Here is a 16,296-nt window from a genome sequence, read left to right as displayed (position 1 = left end):
GGCCACGGTCGCCGAGCCACACACCGTTGCCGCGTTCCTCGCGGGCGAGCGCTCTGTAAATGTCGTGGCTCCACCGTCATCCAAGAGGTACGACATCGCGGTGCGGGTGCCCGTCGACGACCTGGCGGATCTGTCCGGAACACCCTCCCCGGTGGAGGCGCCGCCTGGCAGCGCGGGGCAGGGCTCGATCTGGCCGCATATCGAGCGGCAGGTCGTGGACCTCATCACGGAGCACCGGTCGACGCTGGTGTTCGTCAATTCCCGGCGGTTGGCCGAGAGGCTCTCCGCGCGGATCAACGAAATCCACGCCGCCGACACTGCGCCGGAGAACCTTCCAGACGAACCGCCGCGCCCGCCGGCGCAGATGATGGTGCCCTCAGAGGTCACACGTGGGGCGCCATCGGACCTGGCGATGGCGCACCACGGATCGGTGTCGAAGGAGCGGCGCGCGGAGGTCGAGCACGCACTCAAGAGCGGCGAACTGCGCGCCGTCGTGGCGACGAGTTCGCTGGAGCTCGGCATCGATATGGGCGCGGTCGACCTAGTGATCCAGGTCGAATCGCCGGGATCTGTCGCCTCCGGCCTGCAGCGCGTGGGTCGCGCCGGGCACAACGTCGGCGACACCTCGGTGGCTGTGTTCTACCCGAAACACCGCGCCGACCTCGTGCATTCGGCGATCACCGTCGAGCGGATGCTCGCCGGTGCGATTGAGAAGACGGCTCCCGTAGCCAATCCGCTCGACGTACTGGCACAACACACCATCGCCGCCGCCGCGATGGACGACCTCGACGTCGAGGAATGGTTCGACCTCGTGCGCAGGACCGCGAGTTTTGCAGGCCTGCCACGCGCCGCATATACCGCGACCCTCGACATGCTCGCCGGCAAGTATCCGTCCACCGACTTCGCCGAGCTCCGCCCGCGGGTGGTGTGGGACCGCGACGCAGGAATCCTACGCGGGCGCCCCGGGGCGCAGCGCCTCGCCGTCACCTCGGGCGGAACGATCGCCGACCGCGGCATGTTCGGCGTGTTCATGGTCGGCGACAATCCGAACCGCGTCGGCGAGCTCGACGAGGAAATGGTCTACGAATCTCGCATCGGCGACGTCTTCGCGCTCGGCGCCACGAGCTGGCGAATCGAGGAGATCACCCACGACCGCGTCCTCGTGTCGCCGGCGCCCGCCCATTCCGGGCGGCTGCCGTTTTGGCGCGGGGACGAAATGGGCCGCCCGATCGAGCTCGGCCGCGCCCTCGGTGCGTTCCTCCGCGACATCGCCACTGGCTCGACACAAGTAGAGAAGCGATTGCGATCCGCGGGGCTCGACGAGCGCGCCCGCGAGAACCTCCGTCGCTTCTTCGCCGAACAGGTCGAAGCCACGTCGGTGGTGCCCTCGGACAAGACCATCATTGTCGAACGCTTCCGCGACGAGGTAGGGGATTGGCGCGTCGTCATTCACTCGCCGTTCGGCGCAGGCGTGCACTGGCCGTGGGCAGAGGCGATCCGCGTCCGTCTGGCCTCGCGCCACGGGTTCGACGCCGTCCCCGTCGTCCACGACGACGGCATCATCTTGCGCGTCCCGGACGTGGGCGGTGCCGATGACGGCGCCGTTCCCGATCTTGATGCGCCGCTGGATTCCCTCCGCGCTGATTCGTGGGCCTCCGGCGCGGGGCAGCCTCCCGTCGGCGCAAGCGAGATCGTCTTCGACCCGTTGGAAGCGGTGGACATCGTCACCTCGCACGTCGCAGACACGGCGCTGTTCGCCTCCAAATTCCGCGAATGTTCGGCGCGCGCGATGCTCCTGCCGCGGCTCGACCCGGGCAAGCGCGCCCCGCTGTGGCAGCAACGCCAGAAATCGTCCCAGCTGCTAGACGTCGCCAAGCAATACCCGGACTTTCCCATCATCCTCGAGGCGGTCCGCGAATGCCTGCAGGACGTGTACGACGTGCCTGCGCTCGAGGAGGTTCTCGGTTCGATTGCCTCGGGGGAGATTCGGGTCTCCGAGGTCACTACCTCCACGGCCTCGCCGTTCGCCGCCGCGCTGATGTTCGACTACATGGGCGCCTTCGTCTACGAGGGCGACGGGCCACTCGCCGAACGTAAGGCCGCCGCGCTCAGCCTCGATCCCTCGTTGCTCGGCCAGCTCCTGGGACGGATCGAACTGCGCGAGCTGCTCGACCCGGCGATCCTCGAGCAGGTCGAGGACCGCCTGCAACACCGGGCCGCGGGCTATAAGGCGCGCGATACCGAGGCCATCGCAGACCTGCTCCGCCTGCTCGGCCCGCTCACGAGCGACGAGCTCGGCGCGCGCGCCGAGGACCCCGAAGCGGTCGACCACAATCTCGAGCAGCTGGCTCGTTCCGCCCGCGCTGCAGAAGTCTCTTTCGCGGGAGAAACGTGGTGGGTCGCAAGCGAGGATCTCGGCCGCCTCCGCGACGGCATCGGTGTCCCACCACCGCCGGGTACCGCGGCGACGTTCCTCGAGTCCGGCGAGGATCCCCTCGGCGAGTTGGTTCGCCGCTACGCCCGTACGCACGCTCCCTTCACCGCTGCCGCGATTGCGGAACGATTCGGAATCGGGCTCTCCGTCGCCCGCGGTGTGCTCGACCGTCTCACGGGGAACGACCAACTCGTTGCCGGTGAATTCCGCCCCGGCGGTACCGGCACCGAATGGTGCGACCCGGAAGTCCTACGTCGCATTCGCAAGCGCAGCCTGGCCGAACTCCGCGCAGCCATCGAACCGGTCGAACCCGCAGCACTTGGCCGCTTCCTCCCTGCGTGGCAGGGCCTCGGCCATAACAATCAGGAGCACGGGGTCGATGGGCTGCTCGCCGTCATCGAACAGCTCGACGGCACCCCGTTGCCCCTCTCGGCATGGGAGCCTCTGGTCCTCGCCCCACGCGTTCGCGACTACGAGCCGGGCATGCTGGATGAACTGCTCGCCGCCGGCGAGGTGCTGTGGTGTGGGCGAGGCCGCTCGGGCTCCCGCGACGGTCTCGTATCTCTCCACCCCGCTGATTCGGCGCCTCTCACTCTTCCTGCGTCGGATCTAACCGCCGCCCGCGCGGATCTCGGCCCCCTGCAGCGCATCGTCCTCGATGTCCTCGAGCACGGGGGAGGGCAGTTCTTTCGTGACATTGTCGCCGCCACCAAGGCGGAGACGGATCGCCGTTCCGAACCCGATACCGCCGATGACGGCGACGCAATCCCAGCCGTCTCGGAGATCGCGGTGCGCGACGCGCTGTGGGAACTCGCCTGGCTCGGCCTCGCCAGGGGCGACACCTTCGCGCCCCTGCGCTCGGTGCTCGCCGGGGCGCTCCCGGCGCCGGGTAATGCCGGAAAATCCTCCGGCTCAGGCTCACCAGCGCACCGTTCGACTTCGCGCGGACGGGGAAGTCGTTCGTCCCGCGCCCCGCGCCTGGGCCGCGCGCGCCTCGGTAGCGTAGCTCTTGCCGGAGGCTCCACCGCGGGCGTCGGCGGCACCATCGGCACCGGCATGCGCACCCCGCCGGTCGTCGCGGGACGCTGGTCGGCGACCCCTTCGACCGAGCCGGACGCGACCGTTCGGGCGCACGCAGCGGCCGAACTCGTGCTCGCCCGTCACGGCGTCGTCACTCGCGGAGCGGTCGAGTCCGAAGGCATCAGCGGCGGCTTCGCGGGCGTATACAAGGTTCTAGCAGCGATGGAAGATGCGGGCGGGCCTCGTCGCGGCTACTACATCGAGGGGCTCGGTGCCTCACAGTTTGCCGACGGCGCGACCATCGATCGACTCCGCGGATACGAGGCCACAGCCGACGAGACCACGTGGTCCAGGGGGCAGGACACCCCCGAGGTACACGTACTCGCCGCCACGGATCCCGCTAACCCATACGGCGCGGCCCTGCCGTGGCCGGCCCCGCCCGGAGAGGGCGGACGCGCGGGCCGCAAATCCGGCGCACTCGTGGGTCTCGTCGACGGGGAGCTCGCCCTCTACCTCGAGCGTGGAGGAAAGACTCTACTCGTGTATAGCGATCGTGACGATGCTGTCACCCTCGCCGTGCGCAAGCTCGCGGCCCTCGTGCGCGACGGCCGCATCGGTTCGGTGACTGTCCAGACCATCAACGGCGAACCCGCGGCAGCTTCGCATTGGGCAGAGCAGCTTCGCGGCGCGGGATTCGGCGCGACCCCGCAGGGGCTGCGCCTGCGCTCGGGAATTGGCTCGGGAGCCGGATATGCCTGAGGGCGACACCGTCCACCGCGCCGCCGCCCGCATCCACGAGGCGATGGCCGGCTACGTACTCACGCGCACCGATTTCCGCGTGCCGAAGTTTGCCACCGTCGACCTCACCGGCCGGCGCATTTTGCAGGCGCGTGCCGTGGGCAAACACCTGTTCATCGATGTCGGGGGTTCGGTCCCCACCACGGCGGATGCGCTGTCCTCCGTCATCCATTCGCATCTGAAGATGGAAGGCAAGTGGTTCGTCCACGAAGTTGGGCGCAAGTGGACGTTTCCGGCGTTCCTTGCGCGCGTTGTGCTGCGCACTTCCGGCGATGACGGCGGAGCTGAGGCAGTCGGCGTGGAGCTCGGGGAGCTCAACGTGTTTTCGCCCGAGGAGGCGGCGGCGCGAGTGGAACATATCGGCCCCGATCTTCTCGGCGAGCCGCGGCCGGGGGAGTCGTTTCGGGTCGGGGACTGGAGTGGTGCCGAGGCGCTGGGCCGGATTCGCGGCGAGGGCGACAGGGCGATCGGCGCGGCCATCCTTGACCAGCGTCTCGTGGCTGGCATCGGCAACGAGTATCGCAGCGAGTTGTTGTTCCTGCGCGGGATCGACCCGAGGCACACCGTGAGAGAGGTCGACGCGGCGGGCGGACTCGAGCCGTTGCTTATGCTCGCCCGCAAGACGATGGCCATCAACGTGCGTCGGCAGATCCGCATGTTCACCGGGGTAGACAAGCGCCGCGCCCGACACTGGGTGTACGGGCGCGGCGGGGAGCCGTGTATGCGTTGCGGGACGATGGTCATCGCCGGAGAACTCGGCGAACTAGCGGGCGACTCCGGCGCAGCCGATCGCTTCGCCAGAACAGTCTTTTACTGCCCGAACTGCCAGCGCTAGTAACGCGGAATGCCAAGGCAGCGCGGACTGCCCGCTAGTCTTCGATGTCCTGATCGGCCTTCTGCAGGATGATATATTGGGCCGAAATCGCCTGGTCTACCGACTCGCGATCATCCAACTGCTGGGCGACGCCAACGTATCGGCCCACGCGTACAAAACACGAATGCACGATGCCGGACGAAATCGGTTCCTTGAGGCACTTGGCGTTTGGGAGGCCCTTCGGGGGCTCCGCGTCGCTCGCGCCGTCGTCGGAGTCCAATTTCATCAGACCCTGTTCAAGTCTTTCGGCTTGTTCTTCGCTGCCTGCGCGGAAAAGAGAAGTTGCCCAAGACCCCGTGTGTTTCGCATCCGCCTCCGTCAACAAATTCATGGTCGGCTCTGCGTGATCAGCCATGAGAGCGTACCCCCGAGGGCCGAAGGCTCCCATATTGTGACCGCCATTAGAGGTTTCGTCGCCTTCCAGACTCGGGAGCGTATAGCGGAGAATCTCATTCTGATCGATCGTGGTGTCGACCTTCGGAGCTCCGGCGGGCCTGGGGGCGGCCGACGCCTCAACGCCGTAGAAACCATCGATCAGCGGCGCTTGCACGTCGAGAAACTTCGCGGTGCGTTCAAGAGAAACGTCGCGATCGGCCTCGGGAGCGCGTACCTGGCTGAGGAGCACGTACTCGCCGTGCGGTTGATAGGACACGACCGTGAAGTCGCTATCGAACCCGGTCAACCGCGTATGCGCGAGGGCTTCCGGATGCCCCGGAATTTCAACGGGCGCAGAGCCTTCACCTCCAACGGATGCGAGCTGATTCGCCGCTTGCTTTGCGTTCTCAGGTGTCGGGAAGCGCAACACCTGATACATCATCTGCTGATTTGGGGAGTCTTCCGTGGAAGGTACATCCCCTCCGCTCGTCACGCCGTACAAGAATTGGTTGTCGTCGAGGGCCGCTTGTTCCTCTTCGGTAAGCGGCTGGTTCTCGGCAGCGCTTCGGATCGACTGGAGGGGGAGCTTGGTTCGTTCGGTTAACGCCGGGTCAATCTCGAATGGCATGGCCAAAAATTCGGCCATCCTTTGCGTTTCGAAGTCGAGCCCATTGCTATCGTCCGCTTTTCCAAACGGTTCGTGTGGCTCCGTGGCGTACTCACCAGTGTCAAGCGCCGCCACATCGACGGGAGGTTCGGTGGGTGTGTCGGTCTCGGTGCCACTGTCGCTCGCCTGCGAGCAAGCAGTCAACACCAACAGAGCGCACACGGTCGAGGCAGCGAACTTCGGGTGGGGGAAAAATTTCACGATGACTATCCAATTTCTGCCATGAGTCCGGACTTGCGGAGAAAGTCCTTCGCGGTGTCGGGTGATTTGAAATCGAAGGACCTCAACGAAATGTGTGTCTCTTCACTGGCGAATTCCAACGTGGTGCCGGTGCCTTCGCCACTGCTGATGGCAGCTGCGGAGACGCGTTGTGGATCCTCGACGACTTCGACTTCCGCGCCCGGAGAAGTTTTGTAACCTGCGCGGATTTTCGCGAGCTCAACTCCTGCCGCATCTTCGTCGGCTGCGATGAACATGGTCGTAGTGTTGAATCGAACATTGCCCTTCGCGGACTCGGAATCGGCATCTAAATGGCACTGGAACTCGATCCCGCCGTAATCGGTGTCCCCAAATGCCTTGCAATCGGAGAGGCCGTCGGCAAGCTCGGTCGGGAGAGACGCGAGAAGCGTTTCCGGGTCAGTAGCGGGAAGAACGGGAGCCGCGGGGGCTTCCGCAACGGGTGCGGGATCGGGGGCACTATTTCTCGTCAGCGCGAACCCACCCGCACCAATTACCAGCACGGCGATGACGGCGGAGACGGCGAACAGGAAGCCCCGCCGTCGGGTCCGTGTTCCTGAACCAACCGCGGTCGCTGCCCGCGCCGAGGAGGACTGGGAGTCCTGCGCGGGGGCCGGCGATGCGACGGCAAGGGAGCGGGCGATGTTCCCGGCCGCGGAAAGCGCGCCCTGGGCGACGATGGTTTTCGGGTCGTCAAGGGTGGAGACCGGTCCGAGAGGTGAAAGGAGTTCGTGGACCAGCGGTATTCGCGAGGAGCCGCCTGTGAGGTAGAGCGCTTCGAGGTCGTAGGGCGACTGGATCCCGCCGGCGGAGAGCGTCCGCTGGGTGATCGCAACGGCGTCGTCGAGCGCCGGCCGAATGATCTGCTCGAGTTGTTGGCGGCTCATGTCGAGCTGTATCTGCTGTTGCCCGGGGTTCGGTACCGAGATGGTGGCCGTGCGGGTCTGCGATAGCAGCTCCTTTGCCCTGCGAATCGAGTTCTCGAGCTGGAATATCTGCTCGGCCGTCGCAGCCGAGCGCAGGTATTCGACTGCACCCGGGTAATTGAGCTCGAGCTGGTGGTCGACCCAAGAGCGGATCATCGAGTCGAGGGTGCGGCCACCAAGGTTGGGCGCACCGTCGGAGGACAACACGGTAAAGGAGCCATCGGCACCGAGCTCAAGGACGGCGATGTCCAGCGTTCCGCCGCCGAAATCGAATACCGCGATCTTCGCTCCGGACCGGAGCGAGGTCGAGTGCGAGTAGTACATCGCCGCCGACCGGGGCTCTGACTCGGTGAGAATACGAGTCGAGGACAGTTCGAGCCTTCGCGCGGCGTCGACGAGAACCTCGACTTCCCGCTCGGACCACCACTCGGGGTGGGTCAAGACCAATTCCGTGGGAGCTCTGCCGCCGTTTGCATCGACCGCACGCCGCACGATCGAATCGAGGACGGCACCGATTGCGACGGAAGCAGGTATGTCGTAGCCATTGACATTTGCAGTCCCGCTGGAAACGGTGTTCTTGGGAACGGCAAGAAACCCGTACGGATTGCGCTGCGCCTTGTCGATTGCCGCCGCCCCGACGTCAATCTGGTCGGGGGATTCGACGAATACCGAGGACGACAGCGACGGTTGATCGTCCCCGAGTCGGAAGACATGTGTCGTGTCGGAGTCTCGGGAGGCGAAGGCTGCCGCGGTATTGGTCGTGCCGAAATCGATCCCGAGCGACCAGGCGTGACCTCGCGAGCTGTCCTCAGGCATTCTGATCTGCCTGCTTGAGCACCAGGTATTGGGCGGAGATCTTCTCCTGTGCAGCTTCCAGGTCGTCGAGTTCGGTGCTTATACCGATGTAGCGACCGTTGACGATGTAGCAGAGGTATTGCATTCCCATGCTTTCGGCTTTCGACATGCACGTGGCAGTGGGTAGCCCGGCCGGAGAGTCGGCCTCCTTGAACCCGGACTCTGTGTCGATCGCGATGAGTTCGTCTGCGAGCTTGGCGGTCTTGTCGTCGTCCTCCGCCCGAATGACGGTGGTATCCCAGAACGCAATGTTCTTGACCCCGGCGTCCTCCAGGGCAGTGTAAGTCCGCTCCGAGTCTCCGCTGAGGTGCGAGAATCCGCGCGGACCGTACACGGCTTTTCCGGAACCATTCATGTTGCTCTCGTCTTCTGTCGAGGGAAGCGCGTAAATGAGCAATTCGTCCTGATCGACCTCCCGATCCACCTTCGGCGCGTCTTCGGGGCGCGGGTTGAGTGTCGTTTCCGCACCGTAGAACTGATCGATGAGCGGTCCTTGGACATCCACCGAATCCGCGGCCGTGTCCAGAGCCCACTGCACATCCTCCGGCGCCACGGTGAAGACATCCAGGATCATCTTCTCCCCACGCGGAGTGAAGGCGAGGACTGTTTGCGTGTGGTCGGTGTCGTACACGGGCATGGTCACGGCAAGCGTTTCCGGATGCCCGGGAACTTCTGCCGGTTCCCCGCCAGGAGAGGGCGGCTGCGTTTCGTCGAAGGAAGGCTGCGGAGCCAGATACGACTCATGCAACGCTTCGGCCGCTGCACGCGAATTGTCCTCGGACGCGAACCTCAGTACTTGGTGGTTGAGCTGCTTGGCCGGTACTTCGTCGCCCACTGACGGGGTAGTGCCTTTTGTCAGGAATCCCATGAGCATCGAGTTGTCACGGAAGATTTGTTCCTGGGCCTTGTCGCCGTATGCCTGCGCAGCATCCCGAATCCCGTGAATAGGGGTCTGTCCTCGATCAGGGAGTTCCGAACTGATCTCGTAAGGAAACGAGACGTATTCGGCCATGCGCTGCGACTCGAAGTCCAGAACTTCGTTTTGATCCAATTCGCCGAAGGGCTCGCTCGGTTCGGTCTGATAGTCGCCGGTCACGAGAGCTGCCTCGTCAACGACAGGTTCATTGTTGGGGGCTTCGTTGTCGGAAGAGCAGCCGGCCGCAAACAGGAGCGTCGTACACACTGCAGCTCCGAAAATCATTTTGCGAGTCATATTCGAGATCCTCCGTAATGCGTGATGATCGCCGGCGAGCGATCAGGTTGATAACTTCCCAGGCTGATGGGCTCACGTCCTAGGGTGCGTTGAACGGGAGAGATGTTCCCCGGACACTGAGTCTTACTCATGTGCTCAAGCCTGAAGTAATGAGAAATTGCTTTGCTTCTTCGACGTCGGCGAAGCCGTGGGCGGTGATCATCACACCCGTCCGGGTATTCGCATATTTGATGATCAGCAAACCGGATCGTTTGTCGGGCCCGCCATAGATCCGCGCGGCGGAATTGCGCTGCGAGTTCTCGACCAGGTCGTCAATCGGTTCGTCCGATGCGAAGGCCCCCTCGCGGATGCTTACGATATCGCTGGCAGCGGCGTCAGGATCCACCCCGACGTTGAAGAAATGTTCTTGCATCCCGTTATCGACGGGAGCCGGTACAAGAGCGGCGTCGTCGGCGAACTGACATAAATATTCGCGACCGCCGAACGTGGTTTCCCCATTGAGAGAACAGTCCTCGACATCGCTGGCCAATTTTGAAGGCAAGGCGTCGATAACTTCTTGCTTGTCCACCAAGAGCTCCGGTGAATCAGAGGCCGAAGCCTCGCCGGAGGTTGAGGTGGCATCACTTCCGGCGCCGTCATCCAGCATGCGGGGAACAACGACGATCGCTGCGATTACGAGGATCACAACGCCGAGAATCGGCAGGCCTAGAGTGAGCAGGCGGCGACGGCCGGGCCCCTTGGACTGCTTGGGGGTGCTCGACTGCTCGGCAACGTTGCCGGGGGACCGTCTCCCGGTCGCTTCGTTCGGAGCACCGTAATACTGGCGGCCATGCGCATTCCCGCCACCGAGCCCGCGAATAACTGGAGCGGTACCCGTCAGAGCGCCTTGAGCGACCACCGTTTTCGGATCGTCGAGCGTCGCGATAGGGCCCAGTTGGGCGAGCAACTCGTGAACGGCGGGAATTCGGGAGGAGCCGCCCGTGAGGTAAAGCGCCACGAGATCGCTAGGGGACGTGACGCCTGTCGACGCGATCGTCGCGCGTGCGAGATCGAACGCAGCCCGCAGGGAGGGAGCGATAACTTCTTCCAGCTCGTCTCGTGTGATCTGGAGTTTGGCCGGTTCCGCGCCGGTCGGCACCGAGATCGTCGCCGTCTGGGTTTCCGAGAGAAGTTCCTTTGCGCGCCGGATGGAATCGTCAAGATCGAAGAGCTGGTCCATTGACGCGTTGGTACGCAAATACTGGAGGACGTCTGGTCGTTCTTCCTCTAGCTGCGCGTCGACCCAGCGGCGGATCTGCGAGTCGAAGTTCTTGCCGCCGATCTGATTGTCGCCATTTGCGGCGATGACGTCGAAGGAGCCGCGATCGTTGGCTTGCAGAACAGCAACGTCGAGCGTTCCGCCGCCGAAGTCGAAAACGCCGATTTTGGCACCTGGCTCCAGCTTTTCGGCCCGGGTGTAATAGTGCGCCGCCGCTTGGGGCTCAGACATCGTCGTGACCTGCGTCGGCGCGAAACCGAGCTGCTTCGCGGCCGCGAGGAGGGCTCCGATCTCGCGCTCCGTCCATGCTTCGGGGTGCGTGAGGACGAGTTCGCTGGGAGGCTCTCCGTTATGTGCCTTCGTCGCGCGATCCACGACGGACCGGAGCACTGCGGCGACAGGGACGGAAGCGGGGATGTCGTACCCGTTGACGTATGCAGACCCCTGGGTAATCGTGCGTTTCGGCGACATGAGGAACCCGCTGGGGTTCTTCTGTGCCTTGTCGAAAGCGACTTCCCCGACATCGATCTGGTGCGGAGACTCCACGTACACCGAGGACGCCATCGTCGTCCGGTTATGGCTGAGCTGGATCGTTTCGATTGAGTCGCTCACTGCGCCCGTGTGTGCTGCGGCGGTGTTCGACGTGCCGAAATCGATTCCGAGGGTCCACCCTCGGCGGGCACCGGTTTCGTTGGAACTACTACGCATCCTGATCAGCCTTTTCGAGGATGAGAGCCTGCGCGGAGATCTTTTGATGGACTCTTTCGGTCTCGTCTATCTCCTGAGCGACTCCGATATAGCGTCCGTTAAGCACGTAACACACGTCGATTCGGCCGAGCTCGTGCAAATTCTTTTTGCATTTCGCGTCCGGTAGGCCCACAGGGGAATCAGTAGCCTTGAAGTCTTCGTCGGAGTCGATGCGAAGGAACTCGTCGAGGAGCCTCTGTGCGGCGTCGTCGCTTTTCGCGCGAAATACGGTCGTGCCCCACATTCCGGTGTGCTCGGCACCCGCTTCGGTTACTGCGTCACGTAGAGCCTTCTGATCCTCGTAGAAGTGGGCCAGTCCGCGGGGGCCGTACGACGCCATGGTCGCCCCGTCCAAATTGTTCTCATCTTCCTGGGTGGGGATCGTGTAGATAATGACGTTGTCCTGGTCGATAATTGTTTCGGGGGGCTCGGCATCACCCCGCTGTTCCTTCGTGGGGTAACCGACAAATTGCTCGGTCAGGGGCTCCTGCACTTCGAGAGACTTCGAAATCGTATCCAGCGACCACTGTTTCTCGCCGACTGGCGTCTCGGCGTAGTTATAGGTGATGTAGTTACCCTTAGGAACGAAGGAGAACACTCGCTCGACCGAGTCATCCAGCTCGGGAATCATGCTCACGACCTGAGCATCGGGCCTGCCGGGAAGCTCTTCGGGCGTCGCAGGTTGGAAGAATTCCGCCTCTTCGGCGGCTTCTTTTTCGGGCGCGCCCTCGCCGGTTTGCATGTAGTGAGTGATGGCTGCTGCCGCGGCCTGAGCAGATTCAGGGGACTCGAAACGCCAAACGCCTGTCACGAGGGACTTCTTCGGGTCGGTGACCCTAGTCGTTTCCGTCTCACCGCCACCGACAAAACCGTAGAGAAGACCGCGTTCGGCGACGAGTGCGGATTCCGCAGAGTTCAAGCCTGCGCCGATGAGGGCTTCGCCCGCGCGGATCGTATGGATCGTCACGTTCGTGCTTTCGGAGAGCTCTGGATCGATTTCGTAAGGCAGAGCCACATACTCGGCCAGCCGCTGCGTCTCGTATTCCAAGATGCTGTGTTCGTCGGTCGGACCGAACTCCGGCTGCGGCTCCGTTGGATAATCGCCGGTGTCCAGTGCCTCAGGATCAAGAGGAGCAGTCTCCGACATCGACGAACCGGCCTCTGCATCCTCGCCGTCGCCGTCGCCATTGCCATTAAGCGTCGAGCAACCAGCGAGCGCGACTACGACACACAGTGCCATCGGGAGCGGAAACATCGTCGTTCTGCCCATGATCGTCGACCTCTCGTGTCTTCTCTGATCTCGTGTTGTCTCTCGTCTGATGTGAGTGACGGCTCTTTTGTTCCGCCCACGATTCGGCGGTGTGACGGCCTGCGCGCTCAGGTTCACTTAGTTAACTCTATTGGTTTGCTGGCATTGAGCTGAAGGTTATCCGCTCCACAACGGTCATGAGTTTGCGGAAACCAAGTAAATTGAGCCGAAAGTGCGCATGCATGAGTCGACGATCAGATGGGTTCACATCGGTGGTTTTGGGTATTTCAGGCAAGTACAGCAAGAACAATGGGGAGCGGAAGAACATCCTCATCACCGGCGCGAGCGCGGGCCTCGGCGAGGGAATGGCCAGGCAGTGGGCCGCCCGCGGACACAATCTAGCGCTCGCTGCGCGCCGGCTCGACAATCTTCAGGCGCTGCGCGAGGAACTGCTTGCGGCGAATCCGTCGATCTCGGTGGAAGTCGCCGCGCTCGACGTCGCCGATCCCGATGCTGTTCGGCGTGTGTTCACAGAGCTCGACGACAAGCTCGGCGGGATCGATCGCTACGTCCTCAACGCCGGACTGGGTAAAGGTGCCTCGGTCGGATCGGGCAAGGCCTGGGCGAATGCCGAAACGGCCACCGTCAACGTCCTAGGCGCCCTGCACCAGGCCGAGGTCGCCATCGAACTCATGCGGGCACGCGGTGGCGGGCACCTCGTATTCATCTCCTCGATCGCGTCACGCCGCGGAATGCTCGGCGCCGAGACAACCTACGGCGCAACCAAGGCATTTGTGACGTCGCTCGCGCAGGGAATTCATGCCGAACAACGCCGCCGCGGCTCGCAGATCAAGGTGTCGACGATCCTGCCCGGTTACATCGCGACGGAAATGACCAGCCAGAACAAGAGCCCGCTCAAGGCGGACCTGAATAAGGGAGTGCAGGCGCTCGTCGCGGCGATCGACCGTGAACCAATCCAGGCCGCCGTGCCTCCGCTGCCGTGGACCGTGGTCGACCCCCTGCTCCGGTTCCTACCCGAGCCCGTGTCGCGCAAGCTCCTCTAGACCGCGGGCGGGCGGCTACTGCCGGCCGCGGGCCTCGCGGTAGGCGGCGAGCAGCGCGTCCGTGGAACCGTCGAAGGCGGCGGAGTCATCGGAAGAGGCTGCGTCCGACGTCAGAAATGGGAGTAGCTGCCCGGCTTGCTTCTTGCCCAGCTCCACGCCCCATTGGTCGAACGCGTTGATGCCCCAGATGGCGGCCTGCACGAACACGATGTGCTCGTAGAGCGCGATGAGCTGGCCGAGCACACCAGGGGTGAGCCGAGGCGCGAGCACGGTCGTCGAGGGACGATTTCCGGGCATCACCTTGTGCGGGGCGAGCTCCGAGGGCACGTCCTCTGCGAGGATCTCGTCCTCGGTCTTGCCGAAGGCGAGCACGCGCGACTGGGCGAAGAAGTTGCTCATGAGCAAGTCGTGCATCGAGCCAGAACCGTCCGAGGTCTGCACGTCCTCGGCGGGGTTCGCGAAGCCGATGAAGTCGACGGGCACAAGCTGTGTGCCCTGGTGGAGAAGCTGGAAGAACGCGTGCTGGCCGTTGGTGCCGGGCTCGCCCCACCACACCTGGCCCGTGGGGTACGCGACGTCCGCGCCGTCGAGGCGCACCGACTTGCCGAGCGATTCCATGGTGAGCTGCTGCAGGTAGGCGGGAAAGCGCGACAGGTCCTCGGAATAGGGGATCACCGCCGTGGACTGCGCGCCGAGGAAATCGGAATACCAAACCCCGAGCAGGCCCATGATGACGGGAAGATTCTCGCACGCCGGGGCCGTGGCGAAGTGGGTGTCCATCGCGTGGAAACCGGCGAGAAACTCGTCGAACGCCTCGGGACCCGCGGTGAGCATGCACGTGAGGCCGATAGCCGAGTCCACCGAATAGCGGCCGCCGACCCAGTCCCAGAACTCGAACATGTGGTTCGTGTCGATCCCGAACTCGGCGACCTTGTCCGCGGCGGTCGACACCGCGACAAAGTGCTTGGCCACTGCGGACTCGTCGCCGAGCTCGGCGACGAAGTGCCGGCGCATAGCGTGCGCGTTGCTCAGCGTCTCCTGCGTGGTGAAGGTCTTCGACGCGATGACGACGAGGGTGCTCGCCGGATCGATCTCCGCGAGCACCGCGGTGAGGTCCGCCGGGTCGACATTCGACACGTACCGGGCACGGATGCCCGCCGTTTGGTATGCGCGGAGCGCCTTGTCGACCATCACGGGGCCCAGGTCCGAGCCGCCGATGCCGATCCCGACGACCGTGTCGATAGCCCGGCCCGTGTGCCCCTTCCACTCGCCGGAACGCACGCGTTCGGCGAAGGTGCGCATCTGGGCGAGCACCGCGTGCACGTCGGCGACAACGTCCTGCCCGTCGACGGTCAACTCGGCGTCGGCGGGCAGGCGCAAAGCGGTGTGAAGAACCGCGCGGTCCTCGGTGGAGTTGATGTGTGTGCCTGCGAACATCTCGTCGCGCTTGCCCGCGACATCGGCGCGCTCCGCAAGCGCGAACAGCTTCGCGGCGATCGATTCGGTGATGAGGTTCTTGGAGAAATCCACGTGGAGATCGCAGGCGTTCACGGTGAACTTTCCCGCGCGACCGGAGTCTGCGGCGAACAATTCGCGCAGCGAGGTGTCGGAAAGTTCGGCGACGGCATCGCCCACCGCGTCCCACTCCGGCGTCGTCGAGATATCGGCGGCTGCAGCAGCGGGTGGCTGAGCGTTCATCGCTTTTCTCCTAGCAAAGGATTCGAGGTCACACAGGCTCGAACGGAAGGCCTCGGCGCCCCCGGCTCGCGCCCTCAACAACCCACAATAATGACGTCGGACATACTTCGCCGGGCGCGCGGGCGCGGGCTTCGCCCACCTGCAACTTAGCCGAGCCGGCCGCGGCCGAGACGCAGCAGCAGCGACGCGAGCATGCGGCCTTCCTCGCCGAGCTCGGAGAATCGTTCGTAGACCTTGAGCTCGCGGGTATGCACCAGCCGGGTACCGCCCGAGGCCATGCGGGTCTTGCCGATTAGCCGCGAGACCTCCGCGCGTCGCTTGACCGACGCGAGGATCTGGGCATCGAGGCTGTCGATCTCCTGGCGCAGCTCCTGGATCTCCGCCTCGGACAGCGGATCGTCCGTGCCCGCAGGGTCGACAGAGGCGTCGCCGGTCGGCGTGTTCTCGGAGGCGGCATCACTCATGGACTACAGCCTAATGTGCGCGGGGCGAGCGCTGGAGCGAGTACCCGGAATGTCGCACCCGGGCGGTAACCTACATTCATCATGTCTCCACGCACAGAACCGAATTCCGCAGCACATTCGTCCGCGCCCGGGGCCGCTTCTGCCCGGGCCCGAGGGGGTGCTGGGGGATCGGACTACGTGGAGCGCCTCGTCGAGGGGCTCAATCCCCAACAGCGCAGGGCCGTGGAGCACCGCGGCGGGCCGCTGCTCATTGTCGCGGGCGCCGGTTCGGGCAAGACCAGCGTGCTTACGCGTCGCATCGCCTATCTACTCGCCGCCGGTGGGGCGCACCCGGGGCAGATCCTGGCCATCACCTTCACCAACAAGGCGGCTGCGGAAATGCGCGAGCGCGTAGCCGATCTGGTGGGGCCGGAGGCC

General features: G+C 64.3%; 11 protein-coding genes. 4 read left to right on the top strand and 7 right to left on the bottom strand.

Features of this window, described 5'->3' with window-relative positions; genetic code table 11:
- The first annotated feature begins 64 nt into the window (after window positions 1–64).
- Complete coding sequence (locus tag K8V11_RS06210) at window positions 65–4,213, top strand: DNA glycosylase AlkZ-like family protein (protein WP_303911737.1); 4,149 nt, start codon at window positions 65–67, stop codon at window positions 4,211–4,213.
- A complete protein-coding gene (locus tag K8V11_RS06205; protein ID WP_303911735.1) occupies window positions 4,206–5,087 on the top strand; it encodes a DNA-formamidopyrimidine glycosylase family protein in 882 nt (293 codons plus the stop codon). The genes K8V11_RS06210 and K8V11_RS06205 overlap by 8 nt, the downstream gene beginning before the upstream one ends.
- A 34-nt stretch (window positions 5,088–5,121) precedes the next feature.
- Here the strand turns inward: K8V11_RS06205 and K8V11_RS06200 are convergent, their stop codons facing one another.
- The 5 genes from K8V11_RS06200 to K8V11_RS06180 all read right to left on the bottom strand — a co-directional run bounded on the left by K8V11_RS06200 (window position 5,122) and on the right by K8V11_RS06180 (window position 12,674).
- Entirely contained in the window at window positions 5,122–6,369 is a 1,248-nt protein-coding gene (locus K8V11_RS06200) for a hypothetical protein (protein ID WP_303911734.1), read from the bottom strand.
- 5 nt (window positions 6,370–6,374) lie between these two features.
- The gene (locus K8V11_RS06195) at window positions 6,375–8,147 is read right to left on the bottom strand and encodes an Hsp70 family protein (protein WP_303911732.1); all 1,773 of its coding nucleotides are present in this window, start codon (window positions 8,145–8,147) and stop codon (window positions 6,375–6,377) included.
- Window positions 8,140–9,399 carry a hypothetical protein gene (locus K8V11_RS06190; RefSeq protein ID WP_303911730.1) on the bottom strand — a complete coding sequence of 420 codons (1,260 nt, stop codon included), beginning with the start codon at window positions 9,397–9,399 and terminating at the stop codon, window positions 8,140–8,142. The genes K8V11_RS06195 and K8V11_RS06190 overlap by 8 nt, the downstream gene beginning before the upstream one ends.
- 127 nt (window positions 9,400–9,526) lie before the next feature.
- The gene (locus K8V11_RS06185) at window positions 9,527–11,128 is read right to left on the bottom strand and encodes an Hsp70 family protein (RefSeq protein ID WP_303911740.1); all 1,602 of its coding nucleotides are present in this window, start codon (window positions 11,126–11,128) and stop codon (window positions 9,527–9,529) included.
- Window positions 11,129–11,357: 229 nt separating this feature from the next.
- Window positions 11,358–12,674, bottom strand: a complete 1,317-nt coding sequence (locus tag K8V11_RS06180; protein WP_303911728.1) for a hypothetical protein — start codon at window positions 12,672–12,674, stop codon at window positions 11,358–11,360.
- Between the two features lie 221 nt (window positions 12,675–12,895).
- Between K8V11_RS06180 and K8V11_RS06175 the strand changes: the two genes are divergently transcribed.
- Window positions 12,896–13,717: an SDR family oxidoreductase gene (locus K8V11_RS06175; RefSeq protein ID WP_303911726.1), complete on the top strand. Its 822-nt coding sequence runs from the start codon at window positions 12,896–12,898 to the stop codon at window positions 13,715–13,717.
- Window positions 13,718–13,732: 15 nt separating this feature from the next.
- Here the strand turns inward: K8V11_RS06175 and pgi are convergent, their stop codons facing one another.
- Both pgi and K8V11_RS06165 read right to left on the bottom strand, forming a co-directional pair.
- Window positions 13,733–15,415 carry a glucose-6-phosphate isomerase gene (pgi, locus tag K8V11_RS06170; RefSeq protein WP_303911724.1) on the bottom strand — a complete coding sequence of 561 codons (1,683 nt, stop codon included), beginning with the start codon at window positions 15,413–15,415 and terminating at the stop codon, window positions 13,733–13,735.
- A gap of 146 nt (window positions 15,416–15,561) precedes the next feature.
- Window positions 15,562–15,879, bottom strand: a complete 318-nt coding sequence (locus K8V11_RS06165) for a chorismate mutase (RefSeq protein ID WP_303911722.1) — start codon at window positions 15,877–15,879, stop codon at window positions 15,562–15,564.
- Between the two features lie 81 nt (window positions 15,880–15,960).
- On the opposite strand from K8V11_RS06165, the gene K8V11_RS06160 reads away from it, so the two are divergent.
- Window positions 15,961–16,296, top strand: a 336-nt coding sequence (locus tag K8V11_RS06160; protein ID WP_303911720.1) for a UvrD-helicase domain-containing protein, incomplete at its 3' end; no start/stop codon positions are given.

This window comes from Dietzia timorensis (assembly GCF_020742175.1).
In the GTDB taxonomy this organism is placed as follows: Bacteria; Actinomycetota; Actinomycetes; order Mycobacteriales; family Mycobacteriaceae; genus Dietzia; species Dietzia timorensis_A.
The sequence above is the reverse complement of the archived record's forward strand: the minus strand, read 5'-3'. Positions and strand labels throughout refer to the sequence as shown.

What these genes read in the sequence shown, in the direction of transcription:
- K8V11_RS06205 (WP_303911735.1), top strand. Translation starts at nt 4,206, where the DNA reads ATGCCTGAGGGCGACACCGTCCACCGCGCCGCCGCCCGCATCCACGAG.
- K8V11_RS06195 (WP_303911732.1), bottom strand. Translation starts at nt 8,147, where the DNA reads ATGCCTGAGGACAGCTCGCGAGGTCACGCCTGGTCGCTCGGGATCGAT.
- K8V11_RS06190 (WP_303911730.1), bottom strand. Translation starts at nt 9,399, where the DNA reads ATGACTCGCAAAATGATTTTCGGAGCTGCAGTGTGTACGACGCTCCTG.
- K8V11_RS06185 (WP_303911740.1), bottom strand. Translation starts at nt 11,128, where the DNA reads ATGTCGCCGAAACGCACGATTACCCAGGGGTCTGCATACGTCAACGGG.
- K8V11_RS06180 (WP_303911728.1), bottom strand. Translation starts at nt 12,674, where the DNA reads ATGGGCAGAACGACGATGTTTCCGCTCCCGATGGCACTGTGTGTCGTA.
- K8V11_RS06175 (WP_303911726.1), top strand. Translation starts at nt 12,896, where the DNA reads ATGAGTCGACGATCAGATGGGTTCACATCGGTGGTTTTGGGTATTTCA.
- pgi (WP_303911724.1), bottom strand. Translation starts at nt 15,415, where the DNA reads ATGAACGCTCAGCCACCCGCTGCTGCAGCCGCCGATATCTCGACGACG.
- K8V11_RS06165 (WP_303911722.1), bottom strand. Translation starts at nt 15,879, where the DNA reads ATGAGTGATGCCGCCTCCGAGAACACGCCGACCGGCGACGCCTCTGTC.